Annotated in this window: 28 protein-coding genes and 4 tRNA genes; 10 read left to right on the top strand and 22 right to left on the bottom strand. The window is 42.9% G+C overall.

Translation table 11 applies throughout. The features are described from left to right. Positions 1 to 2: 2 nt before the first annotated feature. Positions 3 to 422, bottom strand: coding sequence for a fasciclin domain-containing protein (locus ACM0OT_RS09300; RefSeq protein ID WP_414564092.1), 420 nt, complete (start codon positions 420 to 422; stop codon positions 3 to 5). Between the two features lie 167 nt (positions 423 to 589). Between ACM0OT_RS09300 and ACM0OT_RS09295 the strand changes: the two genes are divergently transcribed. From ACM0OT_RS09295 to ACM0OT_RS09280, 4 genes are all read left to right on the top strand, one after another. Further along, positions 590 to 829, top strand: coding sequence for a DNA-directed RNA polymerase subunit omega (locus tag ACM0OT_RS09295; RefSeq protein ID WP_414564091.1), 240 nt, complete (start codon positions 590 to 592; stop codon positions 827 to 829). 24 nt (positions 830 to 853) lie between these two features. Next, positions 854 to 1,459, top strand: coding sequence for a hypothetical protein (locus tag ACM0OT_RS09290; protein WP_414564090.1), 606 nt, complete (start codon positions 854 to 856; stop codon positions 1,457 to 1,459). A gap of 52 nt (positions 1,460 to 1,511) precedes the next feature. Beyond that, positions 1,512 to 1,877 (top strand): DUF1818 family protein, encoded by a 366-nt coding sequence (locus ACM0OT_RS09285; RefSeq protein ID WP_414543811.1) that lies wholly within the window; start codon positions 1,512 to 1,514, stop codon positions 1,875 to 1,877. Positions 1,878 to 1,927: 50 nt separating this feature from the next. After that, positions 1,928 to 2,001: transfer RNA gene (locus tag ACM0OT_RS09280), tRNA-Pro, on the top strand. Between the two features lie 143 nt (positions 2,002 to 2,144). Here ACM0OT_RS09280 and sir read toward each other — a convergent pair. The 4 genes from sir to ACM0OT_RS09260 form a co-directional block, all read right to left on the bottom strand. Next, positions 2,145 to 4,088 (bottom strand): sulfite reductase, ferredoxin dependent, encoded by a 1,944-nt coding sequence (gene sir, locus ACM0OT_RS09275; RefSeq protein WP_414564089.1) that lies wholly within the window; start codon positions 4,086 to 4,088, stop codon positions 2,145 to 2,147. Between the two features lie 215 nt (positions 4,089 to 4,303). Continuing rightward, entirely contained in the window at positions 4,304 to 4,840 is a 537-nt protein-coding gene (locus ACM0OT_RS09270; protein ID WP_414564088.1) for a hypothetical protein, read from the bottom strand. A gap of 399 nt (positions 4,841 to 5,239) precedes the next feature. Further along, positions 5,240 to 5,656, bottom strand: a complete 417-nt coding sequence (locus ACM0OT_RS09265; RefSeq protein ID WP_414564087.1) for a hypothetical protein — start codon at positions 5,654 to 5,656, stop codon at positions 5,240 to 5,242. 183 nt (positions 5,657 to 5,839) lie between these two features. Continuing rightward, entirely contained in the window at positions 5,840 to 6,370 is a 531-nt protein-coding gene (locus ACM0OT_RS09260; protein WP_414564086.1) for a Uma2 family endonuclease, read from the bottom strand. Between the two features lie 169 nt (positions 6,371 to 6,539). Here ACM0OT_RS09260 and ACM0OT_RS09255 point away from each other — a divergent pair, with 169 nt between their 5' ends. Then, positions 6,540 to 7,487 carry an ADP-ribosylglycohydrolase family protein gene (locus ACM0OT_RS09255; RefSeq protein WP_414564085.1) on the top strand — a complete coding sequence of 316 codons (948 nt, stop codon included), beginning with the start codon at positions 6,540 to 6,542 and terminating at the stop codon, positions 7,485 to 7,487. Positions 7,488 to 7,535: 48 nt separating this feature from the next. On the opposite strand, the gene cutA is transcribed toward ACM0OT_RS09255, so the two are convergent. The 6 genes from cutA to ACM0OT_RS09225 all read right to left on the bottom strand — a co-directional run bounded on the left by cutA (position 7,536) and on the right by ACM0OT_RS09225 (position 10,942). Next, positions 7,536 to 7,862, bottom strand: a complete 327-nt coding sequence (gene cutA / locus ACM0OT_RS09250; protein WP_414564084.1) for a divalent-cation tolerance protein CutA — start codon at positions 7,860 to 7,862, stop codon at positions 7,536 to 7,538. Between the two features lie 5 nt (positions 7,863 to 7,867). After that, positions 7,868 to 8,911 carry a transposase gene (locus ACM0OT_RS09245; protein WP_414564083.1) on the bottom strand — a complete coding sequence of 348 codons (1,044 nt, stop codon included), beginning with the start codon at positions 8,909 to 8,911 and terminating at the stop codon, positions 7,868 to 7,870. 17 nt (positions 8,912 to 8,928) lie between these two features. Beyond that, entirely contained in the window at positions 8,929 to 9,780 is an 852-nt protein-coding gene (locus ACM0OT_RS09240) for a hypothetical protein (RefSeq protein ID WP_414564082.1), read from the bottom strand. A gap of 138 nt (positions 9,781 to 9,918) precedes the next feature. Further along, the gene (locus ACM0OT_RS09235) at positions 9,919 to 10,578 is read right to left on the bottom strand and encodes an Npun_F0813 family protein (RefSeq protein ID WP_414564081.1); all 660 of its coding nucleotides are present in this window, start codon (positions 10,576 to 10,578) and stop codon (positions 9,919 to 9,921) included. A 45-nt stretch (positions 10,579 to 10,623) separates the two neighbouring features. Then, the gene (locus ACM0OT_RS09230; RefSeq protein WP_414564080.1) at positions 10,624 to 10,758 is read right to left on the bottom strand and encodes a hypothetical protein; all 135 of its coding nucleotides are present in this window, start codon (positions 10,756 to 10,758) and stop codon (positions 10,624 to 10,626) included. A 19-nt stretch (positions 10,759 to 10,777) separates the two neighbouring features. Further along, a complete protein-coding gene (locus ACM0OT_RS09225; protein WP_414564079.1) occupies positions 10,778 to 10,942 on the bottom strand; it encodes a hypothetical protein in 165 nt (54 codons plus the stop codon). Here ACM0OT_RS09225 and ACM0OT_RS09220 point away from each other — a divergent pair. Beyond that, a tRNA-Arg gene (locus ACM0OT_RS09220) sits at positions 10,915 to 10,987 on the top strand. The two genes, ACM0OT_RS09225 and ACM0OT_RS09220, sit on opposite strands and share 28 nt — an antisense overlap. 289 nt (positions 10,988 to 11,276) lie before the next feature. Here the strand turns inward: ACM0OT_RS09220 and ACM0OT_RS09215 are convergent. The 4 genes from ACM0OT_RS09215 to ACM0OT_RS09200 all read right to left on the bottom strand — a co-directional run bounded on the left by ACM0OT_RS09215 (position 11,277) and on the right by ACM0OT_RS09200 (position 14,358). Further along, positions 11,277 to 11,348 (bottom strand) — tRNA-Thr (locus ACM0OT_RS09215). 86 nt (positions 11,349 to 11,434) lie between these two features. Next, positions 11,435 to 11,520, bottom strand: a tRNA-Tyr gene (locus tag ACM0OT_RS09210). A gap of 109 nt (positions 11,521 to 11,629) precedes the next feature. Further along, on the bottom strand, positions 11,630 to 13,450 hold the full coding sequence (locus tag ACM0OT_RS09205; protein ID WP_414564078.1) for an ABC transporter ATP-binding protein: 1,821 nt from the start codon (positions 13,448 to 13,450) through the stop codon (positions 11,630 to 11,632). A 119-nt stretch (positions 13,451 to 13,569) separates the two neighbouring features. Next, positions 13,570 to 14,358, bottom strand: coding sequence for a DUF6816 family protein (locus ACM0OT_RS09200; RefSeq protein WP_414564077.1), 789 nt, complete (start codon positions 14,356 to 14,358; stop codon positions 13,570 to 13,572). A gap of 251 nt (positions 14,359 to 14,609) precedes the next feature. On the opposite strand from ACM0OT_RS09200, the gene ACM0OT_RS09195 reads away from it, so the two are divergent. Then, positions 14,610 to 15,473, top strand: a complete 864-nt coding sequence (locus ACM0OT_RS09195; RefSeq protein ID WP_414564076.1) for a pentapeptide repeat-containing protein — start codon at positions 14,610 to 14,612, stop codon at positions 15,471 to 15,473. 20 nt (positions 15,474 to 15,493) lie between these two features. Here ACM0OT_RS09195 and ACM0OT_RS09190 read toward each other — a convergent pair whose 3' ends face one another. The 5 genes from ACM0OT_RS09190 to ffh all read right to left on the bottom strand — a co-directional run bounded on the left by ACM0OT_RS09190 (position 15,494) and on the right by ffh (position 19,334). Next, complete coding sequence (locus ACM0OT_RS09190; protein ID WP_414564075.1) at positions 15,494 to 15,901, bottom strand: ChuX/HutX family heme-like substrate-binding protein; 408 nt, start codon at positions 15,899 to 15,901, stop codon at positions 15,494 to 15,496. A gap of 69 nt (positions 15,902 to 15,970) precedes the next feature. After that, positions 15,971 to 16,924 (bottom strand): PhoH family protein, encoded by a 954-nt coding sequence (locus tag ACM0OT_RS09185; RefSeq protein ID WP_414564074.1) that lies wholly within the window; start codon positions 16,922 to 16,924, stop codon positions 15,971 to 15,973. A 146-nt stretch (positions 16,925 to 17,070) separates the two neighbouring features. Beyond that, positions 17,071 to 17,505 carry a KH domain-containing protein gene (locus ACM0OT_RS09180; protein ID WP_414543786.1) on the bottom strand — a complete coding sequence of 145 codons (435 nt, stop codon included), beginning with the start codon at positions 17,503 to 17,505 and terminating at the stop codon, positions 17,071 to 17,073. After that, complete coding sequence (rpsP, locus tag ACM0OT_RS09175; protein WP_414543785.1) at positions 17,468 to 17,728, bottom strand: 30S ribosomal protein S16; 261 nt, start codon at positions 17,726 to 17,728, stop codon at positions 17,468 to 17,470. The genes ACM0OT_RS09180 and rpsP overlap by 38 nt, the downstream gene beginning before the upstream one ends. Positions 17,729 to 17,876: 148 nt before the next feature. Continuing rightward, positions 17,877 to 19,334: a signal recognition particle protein gene (gene ffh, locus ACM0OT_RS09170; RefSeq protein ID WP_414564073.1), complete on the bottom strand. Its 1,458-nt coding sequence runs from the start codon at positions 19,332 to 19,334 to the stop codon at positions 17,877 to 17,879. A gap of 310 nt (positions 19,335 to 19,644) precedes the next feature. Between ffh and ACM0OT_RS09165 the strand changes: the two genes are divergently transcribed. Together ACM0OT_RS09165 and ACM0OT_RS09160 are read left to right on the top strand one after the other, a co-directional pair. Next, entirely contained in the window at positions 19,645 to 20,436 is a 792-nt protein-coding gene (locus ACM0OT_RS09165) for an NAD-dependent epimerase/dehydratase family protein (protein ID WP_414564072.1), read from the top strand. 82 nt (positions 20,437 to 20,518) lie between these two features. After that, positions 20,519 to 21,175: a Uma2 family endonuclease gene (locus ACM0OT_RS09160; RefSeq protein ID WP_414564071.1), complete on the top strand. Its 657-nt coding sequence runs from the start codon at positions 20,519 to 20,521 to the stop codon at positions 21,173 to 21,175. A 24-nt stretch (positions 21,176 to 21,199) separates the two neighbouring features. On the opposite strand, the gene ACM0OT_RS09155 is transcribed toward ACM0OT_RS09160, so the two are convergent. Both ACM0OT_RS09155 and ACM0OT_RS09150 read right to left on the bottom strand, forming a co-directional pair. Continuing rightward, positions 21,200 to 22,564: an aminopeptidase P family protein gene (locus ACM0OT_RS09155; protein ID WP_414564070.1), complete on the bottom strand. Its 1,365-nt coding sequence runs from the start codon at positions 22,562 to 22,564 to the stop codon at positions 21,200 to 21,202. Positions 22,565 to 22,695: 131 nt separating this feature from the next. Further along, on the bottom strand, positions 22,696 to 23,484 hold the full coding sequence (locus ACM0OT_RS09150; protein ID WP_414564069.1) for a hypothetical protein: 789 nt from the start codon (positions 23,482 to 23,484) through the stop codon (positions 22,696 to 22,698). A 198-nt stretch (positions 23,485 to 23,682) separates the two neighbouring features. On the opposite strand from ACM0OT_RS09150, the gene ACM0OT_RS09145 reads away from it, so the two are divergent. Beyond that, positions 23,683 to 24,480, top strand: coding sequence for a PhzF family phenazine biosynthesis protein (locus ACM0OT_RS09145; RefSeq protein WP_414564068.1), 798 nt, complete (start codon positions 23,683 to 23,685; stop codon positions 24,478 to 24,480). Positions 24,481 to 24,507: the final 27 nt, after the last annotated feature.

Here is a 24,507-nt window from a genome sequence, read left to right as displayed (position 1 = left end):
CCCTACCTTCCCGCAACCATTGCTGGCATTAACACCGCATCAATCACGTGAATAACGCCATTATCGGCAAGAATATCGGTTTTTAGGATACTTGCATCATTGACCTTCAAAACCCCATTATCTGCCTCAATGGCCACCACTGAGCCTTCTAAAGTTGTAGCTTCGTCAATTTGTACCAAATCATCAGATCTGACATCCCCAGAAGCCACATGATACATCAATATTTTTTGCAGCTTGGGGATATCTTGCAGTAGTGCATCTAACGTACCTGCTGGTAATTTAGCAAAAGCCTCGTCAGTGGGTGCAAAGATAGTAAAAGAACCAGGACTTTTGAGAGTTTCTACAAGTTTTGCAGTTTTAACTGCTTGAATTAGAGTATTGAAATTTCCGGCATTAGCGGCAGTTTCGACAATATCAGCCATAATCTTTAGTAGTATTGCTGGATCATAAACTGATAAATCTTACAGCCCAAGAAAACTGATAACCTCTATCGACAGAAAGGTTGCAGGTAATTGAATACACTCCCAATACCCAACAGTAGACTGATGAGTACTGCTAAACTGGAGAGTGACCCCAAAAACCACTGACTATGCTAAAGCGTTCTAAGTTCGAGACCACCCAGTCTCAAATCATGCACCGTGCGGAAGATCTGATTAGTGCAGCCTCAAATCGCTACCGCATTACAGTTCAGGTGGCAAACCGTGCCAAGCGTCGTCGTTACGAAGACTTTGACAGCCCATCGGAAGATGTGATGATGAAGCCAGTACTCAGAGCCATTATCGAAATGTCCGACGAACTGACTCAGCCAGAAATCATTGGCGAATTATAAAATAAGACTTTGGCAAAGGTGAGGATGAGCAAAAAATTATCGTTCATTCAACCCCGACTCAAGTTCTGGCAGACACTCACTGCTTTTATGGTGGTGGGTGTACTTGTTGCGAGTTCAGGGGCAAATAAATTCATACCTATAAACTTACTGGGTATTCAACCTGCCATGGCCCAGAGAATCAGTCCTGGAGATATTTGGCAGCAAGTATATAAGCAACTACCAGACTTCCCCAAAGAAAATCAGTATATCAGTAAAGAAACTGGACAGGTTGCCGAAAACAGCACCTTAGCCAGTCGCCTGATTCGCTATCATTTATATACAAAAGGGCGCGCCCCCAGTTACCGCCTAGATTGGAAGCTAACATTAGCCGACTACCTAGACGCTAACGAAATTATGTACGATCATTCCTATCCTGGTAATGATATATTGCGGCAAAATCCCTTAGAAGGCGATCGCGCGGCCATAGCTAAACTTAATCGTCAACAAAGGAATGCTCTAGTACAAGTTTTAGCCAATCTCTTTATCCCCAATCCTCAAAATACCCAAACACCCAACCCCGATAAAACACCCAGCCCCAACACATCCACCCCACAGCCACCCCAACAAGGTGGTGCTGAACTTCTCAGGTAAAAAACCTTCCTTCGGGTTCACCGCGCTCCCTTTGTGTTTAAAAAATCAATTTATGGAACGTGTACTTAAAAGTGGTACTGGCTGGCGGATTGGCTGGAACCCCAACGCACCAGAATTTAAAGGTTTAGTAGGTACAGATGATTGGGCAATAGAGTTAACAGAATCCGAGTTGAATGATTTTTGCCGACTACTTACACAGCTAGCTGACACCATTAAACAAGTCGCCACCGAATTAATGGACGACGAGAAAATCGCCTGTGAAGCTGAAAGTGATTTATTGTGGATGGAAGTAGAAGGCTATCCTCAAGCCTATAGTCTGCGCTTGATCCTCAATACCGGACGGTGTGTAGAAGGTGCATGGAATGCCAGCGCTGTAGAGGGTTTACTGCAAGCAGCTGGGATGCTAAAAGTTTTTTAAATTTTCCCCTTGATTATCTTGTGGCTTTGCAGTATGATAGTAATTCTGACCGGGGCGTAGCGCAGCTTGGTAGCGCGCCACTTTGGGGTAGTGGAGGTCGTGGGTTCGAATCCCGCCGCTCCGATTAACAAAAGACCCTACCTGCTAGTCTTGTATCAAAGATGGGCAGGTTTTTTAGTGAGATGTATACGGAATATAAATTCTCAGCTACCTGAAAATTTCCATAACCCCTCACCAGTATTGATGAGGGGTATATGGAGATAACTTTTATGACAGCTTTTGCAAATATTCTTCTAGAGCCTGATTCACTAGATTAGTCATGGGCTGGCCTTGACTAGTAGCAGCAGCCTTTAACTTCTCGTAAATGTCATCGTGAAGGCTGATGCGATGGCGGGATCTACTAGGAGAACGCTTAGGCTGAGTAGCTTGATTAGAAAAGCTTCCTGGCTCGTAATTGTTAGCAAATTCACGCAGAGCATCAAAACCCAGGCGATCGCAAAAATCACCAAAGCTTTCCTCAGAATTCCGCGATTTATCAAAATAAACAAAAATCGGCTCTAGGAAGCTCTCTATGTCATTATCGTGTAACCGCTCAGTATAAGGTTGCGCCAAGCGTGTCTGATCTGGCGAACCTCCCAGCCACACTTGGTAAGATTCGGGGCCACTACCCACAAAACCCAATTCTGCCATGTAGGGACGAGCGCAACCATTAGGACAGCCTGTCATCCTTACCACAAAATGTTCATCTTGTAAACCCAGTTTATCTAACAGGGTGCGGATTCTTTGTAAAATCCCCGGTATTGCCCGTTCTGATTCGGTGATAGCCAAACCGCAGGTAGGCAAAGCCGGACAAGCCATTGCATAACGTACTAAAGGTTCGATGGTGTTGGGGTCAGAAACGACACCACAACGGTTGAGAATTTGTTGAATGGCTGGCTGAATATCTGGCGCAATGTCGTAAAAAATGATGTTGTGGTGGGGTGTCAAGCGCATTGGTAAGTTAAATTGCTCGACAATTTCCCGTAAGGCGGTTTTCAGTTGAAATGCACCTTCATCCTTGACTCGACCATTATCAACGGAAATGCCTAAAAATAGCTGGCCGTCGCCTTGTTCTTGCCAACCGAGGAAGTCTTGATATTTAAACTCTGGTAGTGGTTGAAACGGTGCCACTGATTTGCCGAAATATTCCTCAACCTGGGAGCGGAATTTATCTACACCCCAATCGTTGATTAAATATTTTAATCTGGCATGACGACGGTCAGTGCGATCGCCATAATCTCTCTGAGTAGCAACAATGGCTTTGACTAAGTTGTAGACATCATCTTTGTCCACATAGCAAATTTCATCGGCTAATCTGGCAAAGGTTTCATCTTTATTGTGGGTTCTACCTAAACCGCCACCAGCAAAAACATTAAATCCTGATAGTTCTCCCTGTTGATTGGTAATTACTACCAAAGTCAGGTCTTGGGTATATAAATCAACGGAATTATCACCAGGTACAGTCACGCAAACTTTGAACTTGCGGGGCATATAGTGAGTACCATAAATCGGTTCCTCACCATCATGGATAATTGTGCCAGTGCCATTGCGCTGACGCGCGGCTTTCACCTCTGGGCTTTCTTCTGCACTAATTACCTTTTCGCCATCTAACCAAATTTCGTAATATGCCCCTGTTTGCGGTGTCAGTAAGTCAGCGACATTATTAGCATATTCCCAAGCATACTGGTACTCTGGGCGATTCTTAAAGGGCGCGGGTGGTGCCATGACGTTACGGTTGAGGTCACCGCAAGCACCCAAAGTTGAACCCATATTTTGCACTATAGTAGCGATCGCAGCTTTCAGATTCTTTTTTAAAATCCCGTGCAATTGAAACCCTTGTCGGGTAGTGACGCGCAACGTGTGGTTGCCAAATTCATCGGACAAATTATCTAAAGCCAGATATAACTGCGGCGGTACAAACCCACCAGGATTTCTCGTCCGCAGCATAAACTGGTAATCTTTTTCCTGTCCCTTTACACGATTATCACGGTTATCTTGCTGGTAAGAACCATGAAACTTGAGAAGTTGTACCGCTTCTTCGGTAAAATGGGTAGTATCCTCAAGGATTTGCGTAGCTACAGGTTCACGTAAAAAATTACTTTTTTCCTTGATACCTTCCACTTTGGAAGGCTTATTACGATTAGCAATTGGGGCAGGAGCAGATTTAACCATCACAGTTGTATAGTATTCTCAATAAGGCATCGGTCAACGCCGAAGTTTATTTTCGGCTGAGTGATCCCCGGTAATTCGGTCGGAAATATGAGGAATACTTTAATTTTAACACGGCAAAAAGCCGGCTTCGTACGTGTTTAAACACTTAACAAAACCGACTTGTGTAGGGAGTGGGGGAGATTTTTATTTAGCTCCTAGCCTCTAACCTCTAGCCTCTATCTAAACCGATAACCTAAACCACCATTAATGCTGATAGCAGAAGCCGGGCTATTTTCGTAGGCACGAAGTCCGACTTTAGCATTGGTGTAAACGAGGAAGTTATTAGCAACTTCTGATTCCACGCCAGCACCGACTACTACAGACTCTCTGTTACCCAAAGGAGTGGGCGCACCATTTTTCTCTACGAAAGAATAACCACCAGTAATATAAGCGTTGGTGCGATTAGCAATGGGTACGTCTACGGAAACTTCTGGGATGATAGCTGTAGTCTCATTACCCCAAAGGACATTACCACGTGCAGAAAATGGTGTATTGCCTAATTTCACCCGGCCTGTAAGGTTACCACCCAAGGTAGCCGCATCACCGTCTTGTCCACCATTAGTCACGCCAGCTGCGACACCAGCACCAATATAACTAGCATCGGTACCTCTAGTTGGTTGGGCTGAAGCTTGACCGGCACTAAGAAGAATAGGAGCTACTACTAAGGAAGACAATGCAGAGATTGTCATCAAAGACTTGAGTATATTTTTCATAATCTGGAAAAAACTTTGTGTGTTTTGCTTTATATATTAAAAGTCGAAAATAGTATAAAAAGGTTCCAGATAATTTTTCTAATTTGTTTAATGACTGTTGTTATTGATGCATAAGACTTTAAGGCTAGTAAGGTATAATTTGCCATAAATCAATTAACATAATCTCCCTGACTTCTTGAATGAGTAGAGAAATGAGACTTTCTGGCTGCTGCTCTGTCTATTGATTGCGCTGTATTCGTATATGCGTAAAGCATCTAAATATCAAGGTATCTTTTCTTGTGGAAGTTTTGGCAAATTCTATGACTTCATACAAGAATTTTCATATCCGGAAATTTTCTCAAAATAGTCAGTTTATCAACTGTCACAATCAATTATCTCAGATCTCCACAGATACGTTCGCTAGTTTCCATAGTGTTCTGAGGTTGGCCAGATTTTACCCTTTAGATAAATTGCATAAATCGCAAAGTTGGAAAAAAAGCCATAAGGTTGATTCAGGTGATAAAACTTTATAGGTTCACTCAAGGTTTTGATTTTTAATTCTTGGAGTGTATTGATATGAAACTCTGTAATATTCTTAAATGGGGAATAACCATTCCACATCTGATGAAATGGATAATGCATATCAAGTGGCTCAATCATACTTAAATCTTGAGCTACTAAAAAACAGTAAGGGCGTGATTGGTTGCCTATCTGCCATGCTAGAATTTCCCCATCTTGTGCATAAGTTTTAGATTTGGCGATCGCTTCAGTTGTGAGGAAAGGGAAAATTGCTGTTTTCGCTTCTTCATAAGTTGCTTCTACCCAAAATGAATCCATTGATTCATTCCCAAATTGCAAGTTACGATAATTGCATTGTGGCCAATAAACTCGAATAATCATTTTATTTTCCTAATTCGGGCAAATGTTTAGTTGAAACATCATTCCTGCCTTGATAACGTATTGGTCAGGAATTTGTGCTTAGTATGCCCAAAATGAATCAGGAGTTAAAATATACTGGAATTACCTCCGAGTCATAGTCATGACTGCGTTAACCGTCAGTTCTGGTAAATTACCCAAAGTCGGTAAAATATCTTCTGCGGACAAAACAACCGGTAAATCATCTCCCAGCCATACCCAAATTTGTTGACGAGTTATATCTATTAACCAAGCTAGTTGGGTTCCGTTACTTAAACAGTGGAGAATTTTATTCTGCAAATCTAGGGTACTTTGGTCAGGAGAGCGAATTTCAATTAACCAATCCGGCGCTCCTTCTAAGGGCCCATCTTCATCTTGCAGGCGATCGCCTGCAACAATAGAAATATCGGGAACTGGAGAATAGGGAGGTACAATACAACGTAATTCTTGTATAGCTTCAAACTGCTCTGTATGAAGATTCACGTAATTTACTAAATTACGCTGTAGTCGCGAATGAAAAAGGGTTGGCATTGGTTTTTGTCGCACTTTCCCTTGAATTAACTCCCATGCTGGGGAAGCCTCAATGTTGGGTTGAGAGAGAAACTCGTCTAAAGGGGTTGTTGTAGCTGACTTCACAATAAGCCTCCCTCAGATATTACTAATAATGCCTATGACTTCTAGAGTATATTGGGAATTATATCCTCGATTCACAGAGGATGAAACAATGGGCTGTATCAGCTATAGCAACAAGCTACAAAGGGAATCGATAAAGTGAATTTTTGATCATCTTTGTGGAGATTGAATAATGCTAACCGCTGCAAAAACGTTATCTGGTTTGATGGGTTTATGTGTCGGTGATGCGTTGGGTGTGCCAGTTGAGTTTACTAGCCGCGCTGAAAGAGTTAAGTCTCCGGTGACAACAATGCTAGGTTATGGCACATGGAATCAACCGCCGGGAACTTGGTCTGATGATAGTTCTCTGACTTTTTGCTTGGCAGAAAGCCTTTGTAGAGGATATTCCTTAGACACCATAGCCAATTCCTTTTGGCGCTGGTACAAGCAAGCTTATTGGACTCCCCGTGGCGATTTGTTTGATATTGGCCCCACTACCCATGCAGCAATTATGCGCCTGAAACAAGGAGTTGTACCACATCAGGCAGGAGGTAAGGTGGAAGATAGTAATGGCAATGGTTCTTTAATGCGAATTTTGCCGATGGCTTATTGTCATAAAACCGTAACTTTTCCAGAATTGATGGCGCGGGTGCATGATGTATCAGCTATTACTCATGCTCATGTGCGATCGCAAATGGCCTGTGGCATTTATATTAGTATTGCAGTAGCCTTATTGGCAGGGGCTAGTCTCCAAACAGCTTATTTACAAGGGTTAGAAAAAATCCAGTCTATTTATGCTGAACGAGAATATCTTTTGGAGAGGAGGCATTTTGGCAGGATATTTAGTGGCGAAATAGCCAAACTGCCCGTGGAGGAAATTAATTCTGGGGGTTATGTCATTGATACTCTAGAATCATCCCTGTGGTGTTTGTTAAATACTTCGTCTTACTCGGAAGCCGTACTCAAAGCTGTCAACTTAGGTGGAGATACAGATACCACCGCCGCAGTCACTGGAGGGTTAGCAGGCATTTACTACGGTGTGGAAAACATTCCCCCAGAATGGATGAATAAACTGGCCCGTAAACAAGACATTATAAATTTGGCAGAGCGTTTTGCAGCGGCCGTTTACCCTGAAAATTAGGAGTTAGAAATGGGGAGTTTCATGACTCCTAATTCTAACTCCTCACTTTTAACGTTTAACCTGTTCAGAAATCCATTGCAAGTAGGCTTGCGAACCTGCAATTATCGGTAGGGCAATGATTTCTGATACTTCGTAAGAGTGCAGTTCCCGAATTTTGGCTTCCAAAATGGAAAATTGTGCCAAGTCGGTTTTAATTAACAACTGCCACTCGGACTCTTTGTATATTTCTCCCTGCCATGTGTAAATTGAATGGATGGGCAACATACTTACACAAGCAGCAAGTTTAGCTTCTACAAGGGCATGTGCAATTGTTTCCGCCTCCTGCTTGCTGGCAGTTGTGACAAAGACTACACCATAATCAGCAGGTATCTCCATAACTTTTAGACCATCGACAAAGAGTATACCTGGCCATCAATCAACAGTCGCGTGATTCCCTTGGCTTGTAGATGAGTACTAGCCTTATGGAGCATTTTACTATCGGGAACTTTGATCACGCGATCGCGCTTGGTAGAGAAGCGCTTTGCTACTCGATGGTTATCAAACACTGGCAATGTTTTTTGCAGGGTTTCCAAGTTAGGAATTTGTCCTAAGTCACCAAAGTCCTTGAGTGGTCGGGTAATTAACTCCGAGGAACGGTCAATTACCAAATAACAAGTTTTGGGCAATTGTGCTGCTGATAATGGCAACACTTGCACTGGTGCTTCATTGGCTCTACGTCTAGTAACTAATGGTCTTGGTTCGTCTAAGTCTTCTTCCTCTTCGTCGTAATCTTCGTCGTAATCTTCGTCGTCTAAATCATCCTCTAAATCGTCCTCTAAATCATCCAAATCCTCCGACTCATCTAGCAAGTCTTCTCCCAACATGTGGGCAATGACGGTTGCTTCAGGATTTTCGTCTTTTAAGATGGGGGTGGGGATGCTGGTGATTTCCGGCGGCTTGGGTTCAACAACTTCTAATCGTTTTGTTGAGCGTAGCTTTGGTTTTTCCTCTGCTGAGGGACGCCGACGGACTCGCCTCATGGAGGTGGTGAATTCGTCTTCCTCCTCTAATTGTTCGCCTTCGATAACTGCTTCTTTTGGCTCAATATCTGGCAACTTCAGGCGAGGAGTTTTTGTTTCCTGGCTTGGTGGCTGCGCTGGCTTTAACTCTGGCTCTGGCTCTGGCTCTGGCTTTAACTCTGGCTCTGCCTGACTTAACAAAGGTAATTGTTCATAATTTACCTGTGCCCTGCCTTCAGGAGTCCTAGCAGCACGTTTGAGAGAAACGAGATATTCGTACTCGTCTTCTGGCAAGGTGCTTTTAAGTAGCCGACTAATTGTCGAGTTACTCACGCCATAATGTTCTGCCAAAGTTGAGGTTGTTTCGGCAGTTTCTCGATATAACTTCAGAATTTCTTTCTTGTCAGGATCTGTTAGTTTTCTCACGGTAGACACCAAATTTTCTAAGCTCGTTTGCGCCCACGCTCTCGTCGAGTTCTGCTCAACGATGCGTCATGTTCTAAGACAGCGCCCATACCAAATAAAACTCCACTAAATACCCAAAACACTTCTAGAATCTCCCCACTTTGATAGTTTGCCCCTTGAGCATATTTAAACCACATATCTGCAATGTAGAGCGAAAACGCGGCCGCCGCAATCATTCTCCAAGACTGGGCAACTCTGCCTCCCCAAAATGCCAGTAATAAAGTGGTAGCAATAATTAGCAAAACCACGTCGCTAACTACGTAAAACCAATTCAAAATAGCGACTAGCGGCTCTGAGGGTACTGCTTGTTGCATAGAAATCCACCATGCTAACAAACTGCCAAAGACTCCTATTGCCACCACAATTAGCCATTGCCATTTTTCTAAATTGATTCGTCTAGAAGCCACAGCTAAAATCATGCCTACGCCCAGGGAAAGATAACTCAGTACAAAAAATATATCGCCAATAGACACATCTGGTTCTTCGTCTAAAATTATTTCTGTGTAACCGAAGATGATCCCTCCCAGGAAATAAGAAAGCATACCGATAGCGATCGCCAGCCAAACATTTCTGCTACTGACAATTTGCGGGCTACGCCAGTTCCTTAAGCATAAGATACCTGCACCCAAGTAAGCCAAGGCTTCAAAAATATTTGTACCAATCACGTACCAGTCAGCACGGCTTTCTACACCATCTGCTCCGGGGATTTTGGCACTAAACAACAAAAAGTATAACAGTGCCAGCACAGCCCAGGCGATGCTAGCTAAAATTATGTTGCGATTGGTGAAGATGGATTGAGAACGGTAGGAATTTTTGTATGAACTGCTCATAGGAATTGACTGTGTAAATGCACTCGGCCTGATTTTGGTGTGCAGGACTGTGTAGGAAGCGGTTTATCTATCCAGCGATGCACCAATGGAGGCCAAAAGCAACTGCCTGTAGCCGCAGTTTTTCCCACACTTTCCATGCTATTGCCACAGTTTACTCAGTGAAGTTTGATTTAGCCAACTGATAAAGAGCGATCGCTCGGCTTCTGGCATATCTTGTAACCGATCATTTACTTGATTAGCAAAGTTCGCATTACCAAAATAACTTTTTCCGAGTTGATGCAGTGTTTGCAAGAAACTAATTACGTGGTTTTCTTGCCAAGGAGGAAGATTAGCTATTTCTAGGGGATTTATTGATACCAAGTGCTTGACGGCTTCTAGGGACGATGTTTGAGGAAATTGTTGCTGGCGCAAAAATTCTGCCAGATCTTTCTCAAATAGTGTCGCTTGGCGACCACCTAAAAACTCTTCAATGTCCAGATAAACTGCTTGCAGCAAAAAAATACTGGCTTGAATGTAAATTCCTTGCTTGCTATGACCACCCGTGTCACTACCTATTTGATCTAAGCGGACTTTTCCCCAGACACTAAAGCGATCCGGTTCTTCCAACAAGACACAGGCTTTGCCTCGATTATCAGTCAATTCTCGCCACAAGGCTCTAGCTTCTTCTTCTTGGCTAGCTTTGAAGATGCTAATCAAGCGAAAGGTTTGCCCCTGATAAGTAAGAATCGGCACTTGCTGATCCCGTTTTGGGTGCTGAATACTCGATATTTCAACATCCTGCCGTTTGAGAATAAACATGGCACTCGCAAATAACTCCTCACAGGGGCTTTATGGATATGCGATCTATAGTCGTGTTTTGGTAACATCGCCAAGAGTGCGATTACCTAGCGTGCCATTGGGTTGAGCCTCGCGATCGCCTGAAGCTACCCTGACATCAACACGCAAATAACCTATCGACCACACAATATAGCTAATCAATAGCCCATTTGCTGCATTTTTAGTGTAAATCTACGTAACCAGCGACTTGAATCATAGCCTTGGTAGTGGTCAATCTGCAATTTTTTGTTTGCTTCTTGGTAAGATATAACGATATAATCAATTCGATGACTTCTTCGGGAGCCAGAATATTGGTTTGGGCGCGTAGCTCAGTGGATAGAGCCACGGATTTCTAATCCGTTGGTCGCAGGTTCGAACCCTGCCGCGCTCGTTTGAATATCAATACAATCAAACCTAAAACTAAAAATCCATCCCTCAAAAAACTCCGCGTACCTTTGGGTTTAAAATAATATATAAATTGTCTTTCAATAATTCAGAATAAATGATCTAATTAAACCTTGTCCATCCTGAAAGGTGGAGTTTTTGTTATTGCAACGTCAGGAAGCAATTTCACAATCTTGACCGCAAACTACAGATATCAAAGTAAACAAGGTTTATCACCTAAAAAAAGCTAGAACCACAAAATTCGGATACTATGCAGAATTATTAAAGTATAAACAAGCCCGTGACGAGGATTGAACTCGTGACCTCACCCTTACCAAGGGTGTGCTCTACCACTGAGCCACACGGGCAAAAAAGAAACCTGATTTTGAAGTGATGAGCTATAAAGCTGTGAACTCACCAGTCACTTAGCAATTATAGCTCACTACCTTAGAAGTGGTGGGCCGGGCTGGATTTGAACCAGCGTAGGCGCTAGCCAACGGATTTACAGTCCGTCTCCATTAACCACTCGGACACCGACCCATTTGTCTCACGATTATCAATAGTAGCACCAGGTTTTAGAATTGGCAAGCGTTTAACAAATATTTAATTTCAGGAAACCAGGTTTATGGAAAAACCCGGTTTTTACGGACTAATTCAGTAATTCCCCGGTTTCTTGCAGGGAGTGCAAGCGACGGTAAATCCCTTGATGACGCAACAGTTCATCATGACTACCCACTTCGGCAATTCTTCCTTGATCGAGAACCACAATTTTATCAGCTTCCCGGATTGTACTTAAACGGTGGGCAATGACGATAGTGGTGCAAGTTCCCTGAATTGATCGCATGGCCAATTGAATTGCCCGTTCAGATTCGTAATCTAAGCTGGAGGTAGCTTCGTCAAAAATTAGTACGTCTGGTTCAACTAACAACGCCCTAGCAATTCCCAAACGCTGTCTTTGTCCGCCAGATAACCTGACGCCACGTTCCCCGACAACGGTGTAATAACCTTGGGGGAGGTGTTCCATGACTTCATCAACTCGGGCAATTCTACAGGCTTCCTTGACTTGTTCTAGAGTGGCGTTTGGTCTACCGTAGGTGAGGTTATCCAATACAGTACCGTTAAACACATCTACTTCTTGGTGAACGATCGCTAGTCTCCGTCTATACTTACCTACATCCAAAGTGCGAATATTTTGACCATCAATCAAAATCTCGCCCTCTTGAGGTGCAAAATACCGCAGCAGCAGTTTCACCAAGGTAGACTTACCAGAACCAGAACGCCCAACTAATGCCACTGTTTGATATGGTTCAATCAACAAGTTGATATCTTGCAAAACTTGACGACTGTCATCATATCCAAAACTGACGTGGGATAACTCAATTTTGCCAGTGAATTTATAAGGTGATGCAGTTTGATTTTCTGCTGCTAATAGACCAACTGAATCAGTGCCAATTGGTTCTTGCAAAAATTCGTGAAACCGCAACATCGAAGAATAGCGTCGGGCAAAAACTTCTGCCAGGTTACTAATAGGTTCTAGTTCGGCATAAGCCATGCTAGAAAGTGTTAAGGTCATGACAAAGTGACCTAGAGTAATCCTCCCGTCTACTGTTGCTGCTAAAGTTAAACCCAAAATTGTGAATACACAAAACTGAATTACAGCCTTTTGCCATGTCAGGAGTTTTACATAACCTTTGTGGATACGATAATCTACCACTGTGAACTCACGATCCAATCTTTGCTGTTGGCGTTTTAGTTCATTGGCTTCAGTGGCAAATGCTTTGACTGTTTTGATATTTGTAATCAATTCCGAAGTCCGACTTTCGGTGTTTTCCATGTATTTATCTAAGCGACTTTCGTGCCAAATGATCCGTCGCAAAGTCTTCAATGTAAAGCTGAGGATAACTACAAAGGAAATCAAATATAAAATCGCAATCCGCCACTCAATTAACAGGATAAACACGAAAATTCCTAGCACACGCACCAATTTAGGAATCAACTGTCCGGCAATTTCGGGATATGTCCAAGTATGGTTAGCAAGACCTCTGGCTACTCGCCCAGAAATGCGTCCGGGGTTATTTTCATCATAAAATTCTAGTGGTAGTGTGAGAACCTTGGCTATGGTTGTTTGAGTCTTCTCCCGACGCGCCCGTAAGGAAATATCCCAATGGAACCAACTGGTTAACCAGGGTTGTGTAGGTGCTTTGACTACTGTCACCAAAAAAATTAACCCCAGTAAGACACCTAAAGATAAAGTTTGATTTACTGGGTAATTGATCAATTCTCCTATGCTAGCGATCGCACTTTGCAGTGGTCTATCCAATGGTTGATTAGACAGAACATTTAAAATCTGCCCAATCGCATAAGGAACAACCAAGTCAACAATTTCATAAATGCTGGATGCCGCAATACTGACTACACTCAGCTTCCAGTCAGGACGAAAATAGTTGATAATATCTTTAAATGTTGCCATGATGCACACCGTCCAAGAGCGTGAGCGTTAGCTTGGAATATTTATACTACATTTGTAACATGTTGTAGTCAAGTACTACTGTGCTAAATCACTCTTGAGGCGTAGTTAGCCTCTAGCCCCTAGCCCCTAATTGCAGGGAAAAATTCCAGTCGATAGCGATAAAGGGCTACAGGACGAGAACCTGCGGTAAAATAATCTGGGTCTTGAGGCGAGAGATAAACAGCAGTAACTTGATCTGCCTCAATAGCGGGTTGAGATGTAGCTAATTTGTGATAAGCGGTAGTAGATTCCACTGAATTGAAATAGGGTTGTGAACCCCCTTTAAATAGTTGTTGAAATACTTCTGAAGTGATGAACTTGTCATCTGAAGTCGTTTCAGTAGCACGGGCACTCACGATAGAAACTAATTGGCGATCGCCTCGCAAAAGAGTAATTTGACGATTAGGTGAATCAGGATCTACTTTGACTGATAGCACAGCTTTATCCCCTAAATAAGCCCTTGCCAAATTCAAACTATTAAACGCTCTATCTGCTATTAAAATTGTTGATTTATTATCTATTTTAGGGATAAGTTTTAAACCAGTAATCGGAGGTTTTTCGGGAATAAAACGCACTAAAAAACTTACAGGCTGATTCAGTTGTTGGCGATTAGCCTCAAATCCAGGGGTAACGATATCTGGTGCTAAAGGTGCAACTAAATCTACCAATTTACTTGTTACCTGCCAATCACCAGCCATCCAATCAGGATAAATCAAATCTCCCTTAGCTGGTTGTACTGAAGTTAGTTGTTTCCACTGGGGAAAATTTGTTAGACGTTCCGATAACTCCCCGGCTGTTGCTTTCCCACACCATCCGAGTAGGCATAAAATAATCAAACAAAAACTGTAAATCACCCTCATATTCAGCATGAAATTTATTTTAGTGAAAAATATAGCAATCCTAAATTACCTTCGTGTACTAGGCGCTACGCGCGTGCGTCCTTTGCGGCTTGTGAGAAAAGTATGTTAGGGTTAAGTCGCACAAACAAACTATCACAACTCAGGTAAGCCCTAAGTTAACCGTAACCCTAGTTGTGGCACAAATTTTCAACTGAATTGCGAAATCAGGTGAATGCTGTCTGTATCGATCCTTAGTTGAACATTTCCATGAGGATTGAGAGATGAATAGTGATCTACCAACAGCTAAAGCCGAACTAGATACATCAGAAAAATCAAAAGCCGAATTTTTGCAGCAATTGCAAGGGTTAAGACTTGAACAGGCTTATGATGCAATTACCCAAAAAGCTGAAGCTGTTGCTAGTGTTATCGCTAAAAAAGCAGACAGTCTGAATCATTTAGGCTTGTTTGCGACATTTATCCTCACCGTTATGCAAATTCCTCACGTTTATTTTAGCTTCAATGCGGAAGTGCAGCAGAGAAAATTTACTGCCTGGGAAATGATTCATTACGTGGTAGAAAAAGATACTAGTGCTGGACTAGCGATCGCCTTAACAACTCTAGCAGAAAGTTGTGAACAGCTATCAGGGTTGAAATTTAAACCAGGCAAATATTTACCCGGAATTGAACTTAAAGGAAATAAGACATCGTTACTGGGGATAAATTTACCTGGAAATAAGAACTGTTCACAAGTTGATTTGAGAGGAATTGAGCTTAAAGATGCAAACTTGCAAAGTGCTAAATTCCACCATGTAAATATGGTTGGTGCCAATCTGCAAAATAGTAACCTCAGTGGTGCCAAAATCACAATAGCCAATCTCAGCAAGGTGAATCTCCAGCAAACCAATCTCAGTCGGGCTACATTACAACAAGTGGATTTAAGCGGAGCTAATTTGAGTGAAGCCGATCTTAAAGAAGCTAATCTTAAAAACACTCAATTATGTACTGAAAATGAAAAAGGCGAATTTGTTTGCGCGGATTTGCGCGGAGCGAAAAATTTAACAGTAGCGCAAATCAAAGCAACTAAAGGCTGGGAAAATGCTAAATTTGATGCATCTTTCAAACAAGAATTGGATAATGAATCCTAATTATCAATATTAGCTAACCTTTATAAAGTTTCAATAGGTAAAGGTTGCCAAACTTCCCCATACTGCTCCCGTAAAGTATGCCAAGATTCCACTTGACCGGGTTCATATTCTCCTGGTTTACCCCATTGTAAAAATAGGCTTAAAGCAGACTCCTGGCTTTCATCTAAAAACCGAATGGCATAAGTGGTAAAATTACCTCTTTTTGCTTCACCTGTTTCAAATTTTACTTGAGTAATTTTATCCATATTCAAATGAAACTCAAAGCCTTCGGTGTGCATATTTGCATACTTACCTTTAAGTAATTCGGCATAAAATAGCTTTTCTATTTTACCTCTTGCTTCTAATACAGCAGCGCTGCTGGTAACAATAATGCGTAAGGTTCCTAAATTTTCACAGGCTTCTAAAAAGTCTTTCAAATTTTTAGTCATAATCAGTTATTAGTTATCAGGTTTTGTGATTAGTACAACTAGAGGAAATTTTCCGCAACTACAGATAAATTATCTTTCGTACCGTTCATAAGCAGCGACAATGCGCTGAACTAGAGGATGACGCACAACATCTTGTTGGGTGAATTCACAAAAGCCTATACCTTCAACATTCTTGAGGACTTGTAAAGCTACCCCTAGTCCTGATTTTTGGTTGAGGGGCAAATCTGTTTGTGTAGTGTCACCTGTAATTACCATCCGCGAACGGAAACCCAAACGAGTCAACACCATTTTCATTTGAGCAGGTGTAGTATTTTGGGCTTCATCGACAATTACAAAAGCATGATTGAGGGTACGTCCTCGCATATAGGCGAGTGGTGCAACTTCAATGACACCCCGTTCCATCAAACTGGGGACTTTTTCTTGATCGATAAATTCATAGATGGCATCGTAAAGTGGACGGAGATAGGGATTGACTTTCTGCTGTAAATCTCCGGGTAAAAAGCCCAGTTTTTCGCCGGCTTCTACAGCAGGACGAGTTAAAATCAGCTTTTCTACCTGATTATTTAACAGTGCTTGTACAGCAACCACAACTGCGAGATAGGTTTTACCTGTCCCAGCCGGCCCAACACAGAATGTCAAGTCACGCTTGCGTATATCTTCAATGTACTGCCGTTGGCGAAAGGTTTTGGCACGAATTTCTTCACCGCGACGAGTTTTGGCTAAGATATCTCGCTGTAACTCTTGAAGTTCCCCTTGTCGATGGCTATCTAGAGCTTGACGGGCTGTTAATATGTCGGCACTGGAGATAGTATCGCCTTTAGTCCAGATTACTTCAAGCGATCGCACTAATTGAGAAGCCAGGTTAATTTGCGCTTCTGTACCTGCAATGTGTAGTTCTTGCCCACGCAGCACCAAATTAGCGCCTGTTTGTCGGGATAATAGTTTGAGATTTTCTTCTCTATCACCGGCAAGAGCGATCGCACTGGGAATGTTAGGCAGCTGAATTGTTAAAGCATCTGCCATAAATATTTATTGCTTAATTTCTGAAGTGCAATTTTTGATAACAAAGGTTATACCATTTCAATTTTTAATTTGAAATATCTGAGCGGAAGTAACCATAGCACTCCGGCGTAGCTCAGTTTCCACCGCTCAGACTTTCTCTTGATTAACTAACGAGTTCGGGGTTTCACCACAGGTCTAGGCAAATTTCCGGCTCTTTCCCGTGTTTTTGGTGGTGGAGATGATCGTTCTTGTTGATCCTCGTCAAAAGACATTCCCTCTCTGCCTAAAGCATTGTTGCCGTAAATATCCAGGTATACTGATTGTCCGGCAAGTGCCGCAGCAGCTGCAATTACTGTTCTAATCGCCTGAATATTGCGTCCTCCTCGACCAAACACTTTCCCCTTGTCTGTGCTGTCAAAGGCGATGCGAATCCAAGCCCGTTTGAGGGTGGGAGAAATTTCACAATCGACGCTTAAAGTCTCTGGAGATTCTAAAAATGGCTGAATCAAAAACTTAACTAGCCCAACGTAATTGGGACTAGCTGTTGGGGATTGTATTTCGTCCTTAAGATGCGTTTGTGGCACTGAGCTGTTCAAAAACATTGGCTTTAACTAAGATGCTACGGACGGTATCAGTTGGTTGAGCGCCTTGTTGTAGCCGCTTGATGATACCAGGAACATCTAGTCGCACTTCGTCAGTTCTGGGGTTATAGAATCCCAGTTCTTCTAGGGGACGGCCATCACGGCGCGCAAGGTTGTTAATGGCGATGATGCGGTAACTCGCTTCCCGCTTTTTGCCGTATCGCTTCAAGCGCAATTTGATCATGGTTGAGGAATGATTCTCCTAATTGTTGGTACTGAAATGCTAATTTTAGCACTTGCTTTGTCTTCGCTGCTATGATTTCTGGGGATAAGGGGCAATGGGGATTGGCGACTAGATAATTAATTGGTCTGTAATTACGAATTACGAATTACTAAAGACTGCCGAAGCCTTTTTTCTTTTTCTCTTTATTTTTTTTCTTTTTCGTACCTGCTGCACCAGCATTGTAACCGCGCCATCCAGGGGCAGGACGATTACCCGCACCTGCAAAGGCGTTATCGCCACCACCAAACATTCCTGGCATTCCTGGCATTTGACCTTGACCCATTTGCTGCATGAGCGATCGCATTTTTTGGAAGTCAGCCACTAGTTTACTGACATCGGTTTCTCTATAGCCAGACCCCTTGGCAATCCGTCGCCGTCGGCTGGGCGAACTTGCTAATAAATCGGGGTCGTGGCGTTCTTGGCGAGTCATGGAGTTAATCATGGCTTCGCAGCGCTTGAGCTGGGTTTCTCCCTGCTTTAGCTGGTCGTCTGAAAGCTTGTTCATCCCTGGAATCATCTTCATGATGCCTCCCAGTGAACCCATATTTTTCAGCATCCGCAGCTGTTTGAGAAAGTCAGTAAAGTCAAACTTGGCTGACAGGATTTTTTCCTGCATTTTCTCGGCATCAGCCAGATCAAATTCTTCCTGAGCTTTTTCTACCAGAGACAGCACATCGCCCATTCCCAGAATCCGCGATGCCATGCGGTCAGGGTAAAACGGTTGCAGTGCTTCGACTTTTTCGCCCACACCCACAAATTTAATTGGCGCTCCCGAAATTTGGCGCACCGATAGTGCTGCACCACCACGGCTATCACCATCCATCTTGGTGAGAATTGCCCCAGTAATCCCGATTTGTTCGTGGAAGGTACGGGTAAGATTCGCTGCTTCTTGACCAGTCATGGAATCCACGACTAGCAAAGTTTCATCGGGTTGGACAGTTTCTTTGATGCGGGCTAACTCCGCCATCATCTCTTCGTCAATTTGCAGACGACCAGCCGTGTCAATAATGACTGTATTGACGCCTTCTGCTTTAGCGCGTTCTACACCTTGACGGGCAATTTCTACGGGGTCTGCATCGCTACCCAAGTCAAAAACTGGTACGTCAATTTGCTTACCTAACGTCACCAACTGGTCAATAGCTGCTGGGCGATATACGTCTGTGGCTACCAACAAACAGCTACGCTCTAATTTCCGCAGATGTAAAGCTAACTTAGCTGTTGCCGTGGTTTTACCAGTACCTTGCAAACCAGCCATTAAAACAATTGTAGGTTGTTCCTCGGCTTCCGCTAGGGGCACATTTTCCGCCCCCATTACCTGTACCAATTCATCATGCACAATTTTGATGAACTGCTGATCAGGTCGCACACCAGCAAGCACCTCGGCCCCTTGTGCTTTGGCTTCGACTTCGCTAATAAAATCTTTAACTACCTGGAGATTGACATCTGCTTCCAACAAGGCGCGGCGTACTTCCCGCAAAGCGTCTTGAATATTGGATTGAGATATTTTGTCCTGTCCCCGCAGTTTTTTCCAGGCACTTTCTAAACGTTCAGATAAAGCATCAAACATAGTGTAATTACAGGTAATTCGCCAATGGGTAAAGTTGAACCGCCCATGAATGCGATTCAGGTTTCCCGGTAAATTTTTAACGTGCTATTTACCAGCTTAGTAGTTTTCACCCCGACTTGAACAACCAGATACCTACCTTTCTTGAGGTGGCGAACCGTCTTTTAGCTCTAAGTTCTGATTTTTATCTCAAACCCGTAGCTCTTTTATGTTAGTTGTTAGATTTATGAAGTTATGAATAAACGATGCAGCCAGCCGAGCATCCAGCCCAAAAAACTCGTGAATTAATTTTAGCAACCGCAGAAAATCATTGATGATCAAGGGAATGCAAGGGTGTGAGGTGGTGTTTCACGTTGCAGGCTTTCTAGGTGGTTGGGGTAAATACGAGGCATTTTATAAAGCAAATGTCATGGGAACAGAGCGATCGCTTGGTGCGGCTAAAGCGGCTGGTGTTTCGCGCTTTGTTCAGGTAGGTGCATCAGCCGTTGTCATGGATAAACAGGCAATTTTTGATGCTGATGAAAGTCTTCCCCTACAGCCATCATCCTTTTCACCCTACATCGCTACTAAAAGTCTGGCGGAACAGCGAGTAATTGCAGCGAATGCACCAGGATTCATCACATCAGTAGTTCGTCCCTCATGGATTTGGGGGAAAGGTGACCATGCAATTCCCAATGTTGCTAATGCAGTCCGCCACAATCAATTTATTTGGATTGATCAGGGTAATTATCCTTATGTCACTACTCATGTAACTAACGTTTGTCATGGAACTATCTTGGCATCTGAGTATAGTCCTGGAGGTCAGGCTTACTTCCTGGGTGATGATGGGGTTGTGAACTTTCGTGATTGGGTAACAACACTACTGCAAATCGAAGGAGTCAATCCTGGAAATAGAAGTATTCCTTACGCTTTTTCCTGGAGTATTGCGGGTGTTCTAGAATTCCTGTGGAAAATCCAACAACGGGATGATATACCACCCATAACTCAAACTATGGTGAGATTAATTGGTAGAGGATTTACCTTTAGCGATCGCAAAGCCCGTGATGAATTGGGTTATGTGCCAATCGTGACCCGTGAACAAGGATTAGCAGAACTTAGCCCATAACACATAGCAACTTGCCACAGACATTACCCTCATTAATCAATTGCAGTGAGGGTAAAATGAGATAATACATCAAAATATAGCTATGATTAGCAATACTTTAATTCAACCAACAGAAATCGTCCATTTATCAGGTATTAGTTGGCAAACCTATGAAAACTTGCTCACTGAACTTAGTGTTAATCGCCGCCTGCGACTTACCTATAATCGCGGTACTTTAGAAATCATGGTTCCTTGCCCTGAACACGAACGTTATAAAGAAATTGTGGGTCGATTTGTCGAAACTCTCGCTGAAGAACTAGAAGTTAGAATTGATTCTCTAGGTTCTACTACTTTCAAACTTCCAGAATTAAGCGGTGCTGAACCAGATAAATGCTTTTACGTTGGCAATATTAATGTAATTAAAAGCAAAAAAAGAATTAATTTGCAACAAGACCCGCCACCAGATTTGGTAGTAGAAATTGATATTACCAGCAGTTCTAAAAATCGCTTTGAAGTTTACGCTGATATGGGTGTGCCAGAAATTTGGCGATATGATGGTAATGAATTTAGTATAAATATTTTGCAAGAAAAACAATACATAGCTGTAGAGGAAAGTTTAGCGTTTCCGAATTTGCCACTTACAGAAATTGCTGATTTTTTACAACAGGTGGGAGAAAAAGATTATTTAGAATTAGTTAAAGAATTTCGCAACTGGGTGAAGAGGCAAATTCAGCAAAATAATTCAACCACAAATGAATGATTATCAGACCTTTGTATTCCTTAATTACGAATTACATAAATCTTCTACAGCGTTGGCTGCATTTGGTAATGCGGCTGTGAGGACTTCGCTACCGTTTTGTGTGACCAAAACATCATCTTCTATACGTATTCCCCGCACATCTGCAAATTGGGATAATCGCTGCCAATTCACCACATTTTCATATTTTGCCCGCATTTCTCTATTATTTAGAATGGCTGGCACTTGATAAAATCCCGGTTCAATTGTCACCAACATTCCTGGATGCAAAGGACGATTTAAACGCAGGTAGCCTAAGCCAAAGCGATCGCTTCTTGTTCTTCCCTCTTCATAACCTGCTAAATCGCCCAAGTCTTCCATATCATGCACATCTAAGCCCAGTAAATGACCGATGCCGTGGGGGAAAAACAGTGCATGGGCATCCATTTCCACTAAATTTGCGGGATTTCCTTGTAAAATTCCTAAATTTACCAAACCCTCAGTAATAACTGTGGCCGCTAGAAGATGAATATCCCCATACTCTACACCAGGGCATATTTTGGCAATGCAAGCATCATGAGCCGCCAACACCACATCATAAATATCTCTTTGGGTAGATGAAAATTTCCCTGACACTGGCCAAGTACGGGTGACATCAGCAGCCCAACCCATCTCTGTTTCGGCACCCACATCAGCAAGTAGTAAGTCTCCTGGTTGCAGGGGATGGTGATACTGCTCGTTATGTAAAACTTCGCCGTGGACGGTAACAATACTGTTGTAAGAGGTGGTCATATTGTGAGACATGATGACACCTTCCATTGCCGCCCGCACTTCCGCTTCTAGTTTGGCTTTTGGTGTGGCTGCCATACCGGCTTTGTGTGCTGCAACAGTCACAGCAGCAGCTTGGTGTAATTCAGTTAATGCGCTTTCATCGTGGGTGAGGCGGAGAGAAATTATGGCTTTGGCTAGCTCTAAGTCGATTCCTTGGGGTGGTTGTTGTGGTAACACCCATCTATTTAATAGTTGGGATTGCTGTGTCCAAGTAGCAGCATCTTGGGCAGAAATTGTGGCTGCACCTTCTAGATGAGATTCTAACTCTGCCAGTGGTTTAGCGATATCTGCGCCGATTCGCTGGGCGATTTGGTCGCGTGTGGGCATTTCTCCATGCCACAGAGCGCTGCTGGGTGGGGGATCATCCATGAATAGTTCTAGTTTGCCTGCTTCCAAGCGAATGGCGGCGTTGGGTAATGGTAGTCCGGCAAAATAGAGGAAGTGACTGCTGGCGCGAAAAGGAAAGTGATTGGCAGGGAAGTTACGCGAATTAATGCTTCCTGACCACAAAATTGCCGGAAAATCAATGAGTTTAGCTAGCTTTTGGCGGCGCTGATGTAAAGTTTGAGGGAGGTTGGACATAATTATTTTTTAATCGCAAAGGAATTTAAAGGTCAGCGCCAAGGGTCGCAAAGGAGTTTTTCAGACTAGTTCAACTTAATTTTATAGCTTTGGACTGCTGATGATTTTGAACTTGCCGACTACTTAAGTGCTTAAAGTGTTAGCAATAACAGAGTGTAAGCACCCGTACCCATTGCAAAAGCCCAAAAACAACTCTTACGTTCTTCGGGGAGTTCTTCTTTCAAAACATTGAGAATTACTCCACCTGCTAAGAAAGCAAACAATACTGCGATCGCAGCTTGATCAATCTCTGTGCCATATCCAATCGCCCATCCTACAATGATTGCAACTGCTAGTATCCAGCGCCCCCGTGTATGATAAATGTGTTTGTGGTGTTGGCGTAAACCATAATCATTGACGACGAAATGCAATGCCATTGCCATAAAAAACAAGAAAAGGCTTTGAATTCCTGGTTCTTCTCGATGTAATAGCAGGTAACCAATTAGTCCGTTGTAAAGGGCAAATGAGATGATATGTAGCCAGAAAACACCTACTTCTGGTATATCTTTACCAAATTTTTCTTGAATTTTACGCGATTCTCTTACTGCTCTTTCTAGCCCATAGAATACAGTAAGTCCAAAAAGTGCAATGAGATAAACATGGTGTTCTACAAAGGCAAAAATTCCCGTTTGCGCTATCACTCTTTGTCTAATACTCAAATCGGGAAGTATGTGGACAAAGACATAGGCGACTGATACACCACTTGCCATCGACAGCCAGCGACTGCGAGGAATTGTATCTAGAAAACGTAGCTGACCTGAATAGATATGAATAATAGCTAAACTAATGGCAAATAGCGCTGATAACCACGGAATAATAGAATTTGATATCGATTGTTCTGGATCAGCAATAGCAAACACGATACTAAATAATTTCAACACTTTTATAGATTTTCAGCTTTCCCTAAATGCTACTACTATCTCTAGATCGATTTTTAGCATAGGCATCGCTCTTTCATCACTTTCATGAGAAAATCATGGGGAAAGTATAGTTTTATTGATTCTCGCCAATTTACCTACAAGTAATTTTAGTGAATTCTCAAAAAACATATTGAGTGCAGAGGTTAATCAATAGTCGAAATGGGACAAGTCATTACTCAAGTTGATGCTTTCACTGATAAACCTTTTGCGGGGAATCCGGCGGCTGTCTGTGTTTTGTCTGATGCTGAGGATGACCGTTGGTTGCAAAATGTCGCCCAAGAGATGAATTTATCAGAAACAGCCTTTTTGGTCAGACAAGATGATGGTTTTAATCTGCGTTGGTTTACACCTGCTGTAGAAGTGCCGCTTTGTGGTCATGCTACCTTAGCTAGTGCCCATGTACTTTGGTCGGAAGGGCATTTATTACCTGATGAAATGGCTCGGTTTTATACTAAAAGCGGTGTTTTGCTTGCCAAGCGCTTGGGTGGGTGGATTGAGCTAGATTTTCCTGTGAATCGTTCACAGGTAACAGTCGCGCCTCCACAACTGAGTGAGGCTTTGGGTGTATCTTGTAAATCTGTGCTGCAAAATTCTTTGGGGTATTTGGTAGAAGTAGAGTCTGAAGAGTTGGTACGACAAATGCAGCCTAATTTTCAGCTACTCAAAACTTTACCTATGGCTGATGTAATTGTTACTAGCCAAACTTACCCTGGTTCTGAATACGATTTCGTTTCGCGCTTTTTTGCTCCGGGAGTAGGTATAGATGAAGACCCAGTGACTGGGGCTGCTCATTGTTGCTTGGCCGCTTTCTGGCGCGATCGCCTGGGTAAAGATGAGTTTTTGGCTGATCAAGCATCCCGCCGTGGTGGAGTAGTTAAGGTAAGGTACCCAGGAGGCGATCGCGTGTTTCTTTCTGGACAAGCAGTAACTGTAATGCGCGGCGAATTAATTACCTGATTTTCCCGAAATATAATTACTCATTTG

The sequence above is a fragment of the Anabaena sp. CCY 9613 genome (genome assembly GCF_963920895.1).
Lineage (GTDB): Bacteria > Cyanobacteriota > Cyanobacteriia > Cyanobacteriales > Nostocaceae > Cyanocohniella.
This window is presented reverse-complemented; position numbering and strand designations above follow the sequence as displayed.

What these genes read in the sequence shown, in the direction of transcription:
- ACM0OT_RS09185 (WP_414564074.1), bottom strand. Translation starts at nt 16,924, where the DNA reads ATGGCAGATGCTTTAACAATTCAGCTGCCTAACATTCCCAGTGCGATC.
- rpsP (WP_414543785.1), bottom strand. Translation starts at nt 17,728, where the DNA reads ATGATCAAATTGCGCTTGAAGCGATACGGCAAAAAGCGGGAAGCGAGT.
- ACM0OT_RS09200 (WP_414564077.1), bottom strand. Translation starts at nt 14,358, where the DNA reads ATGCTGAATATGAGGGTGATTTACAGTTTTTGTTTGATTATTTTATGC.
- ACM0OT_RS09235 (WP_414564081.1), bottom strand. Translation starts at nt 10,578, where the DNA reads ATGTTTATTCTCAAACGGCAGGATGTTGAAATATCGAGTATTCAGCAC.
- ACM0OT_RS09145 (WP_414564068.1), top strand. Translation starts at nt 23,683, where the DNA reads ATGGGACAAGTCATTACTCAAGTTGATGCTTTCACTGATAAACCTTTT.
- ffh (WP_414564073.1), bottom strand. Translation starts at nt 19,334, where the DNA reads ATGTTTGATGCTTTATCTGAACGTTTAGAAAGTGCCTGGAAAAAACTG.
- ACM0OT_RS09295 (WP_414564091.1), top strand. Translation starts at nt 590, where the DNA reads ATGCTAAAGCGTTCTAAGTTCGAGACCACCCAGTCTCAAATCATGCAC.
- ACM0OT_RS09255 (WP_414564085.1), top strand. Translation starts at nt 6,540, where the DNA reads ATGCTAACCGCTGCAAAAACGTTATCTGGTTTGATGGGTTTATGTGTC.
- ACM0OT_RS09285 (WP_414543811.1), top strand. Translation starts at nt 1,512, where the DNA reads ATGGAACGTGTACTTAAAAGTGGTACTGGCTGGCGGATTGGCTGGAAC.
- ACM0OT_RS09160 (WP_414564071.1), top strand. Translation starts at nt 20,519, where the DNA reads ATGATTAGCAATACTTTAATTCAACCAACAGAAATCGTCCATTTATCA.
- ACM0OT_RS09155 (WP_414564070.1), bottom strand. Translation starts at nt 22,564, where the DNA reads ATGTCCAACCTCCCTCAAACTTTACATCAGCGCCGCCAAAAGCTAGCT.
- ACM0OT_RS09180 (WP_414543786.1), bottom strand. Translation starts at nt 17,505, where the DNA reads ATGTTTTTGAACAGCTCAGTGCCACAAACGCATCTTAAGGACGAAATA.
- ACM0OT_RS09290 (WP_414564090.1), top strand. Translation starts at nt 854, where the DNA reads ATGAGCAAAAAATTATCGTTCATTCAACCCCGACTCAAGTTCTGGCAG.
- cutA (WP_414564084.1), bottom strand. Translation starts at nt 7,862, where the DNA reads ATGGAGATACCTGCTGATTATGGTGTAGTCTTTGTCACAACTGCCAGC.
- sir (WP_414564089.1), bottom strand. Translation starts at nt 4,088, where the DNA reads ATGGTTAAATCTGCTCCTGCCCCAATTGCTAATCGTAATAAGCCTTCC.
- ACM0OT_RS09300 (WP_414564092.1), bottom strand. Translation starts at nt 422, where the DNA reads ATGGCTGATATTGTCGAAACTGCCGCTAATGCCGGAAATTTCAATACT.
- ACM0OT_RS09165 (WP_414564072.1), top strand. Translation starts at nt 19,645, where the DNA reads ATGATCAAGGGAATGCAAGGGTGTGAGGTGGTGTTTCACGTTGCAGGC.
- ACM0OT_RS09195 (WP_414564076.1), top strand. Translation starts at nt 14,610, where the DNA reads ATGAATAGTGATCTACCAACAGCTAAAGCCGAACTAGATACATCAGAA.
- ACM0OT_RS09240 (WP_414564082.1), bottom strand. Translation starts at nt 9,780, where the DNA reads ATGAGCAGTTCATACAAAAATTCCTACCGTTCTCAATCCATCTTCACC.
- ACM0OT_RS09190 (WP_414564075.1), bottom strand. Translation starts at nt 15,901, where the DNA reads ATGACTAAAAATTTGAAAGACTTTTTAGAAGCCTGTGAAAATTTAGGA.
- ACM0OT_RS09270 (WP_414564088.1), bottom strand. Translation starts at nt 4,840, where the DNA reads ATGAAAAATATACTCAAGTCTTTGATGACAATCTCTGCATTGTCTTCC.
- ACM0OT_RS09265 (WP_414564087.1), bottom strand. Translation starts at nt 5,656, where the DNA reads ATGGATTCATTTTGGGTAGAAGCAACTTATGAAGAAGCGAAAACAGCA.
- ACM0OT_RS09205 (WP_414564078.1), bottom strand. Translation starts at nt 13,450, where the DNA reads ATGGCAACATTTAAAGATATTATCAACTATTTTCGTCCTGACTGGAAG.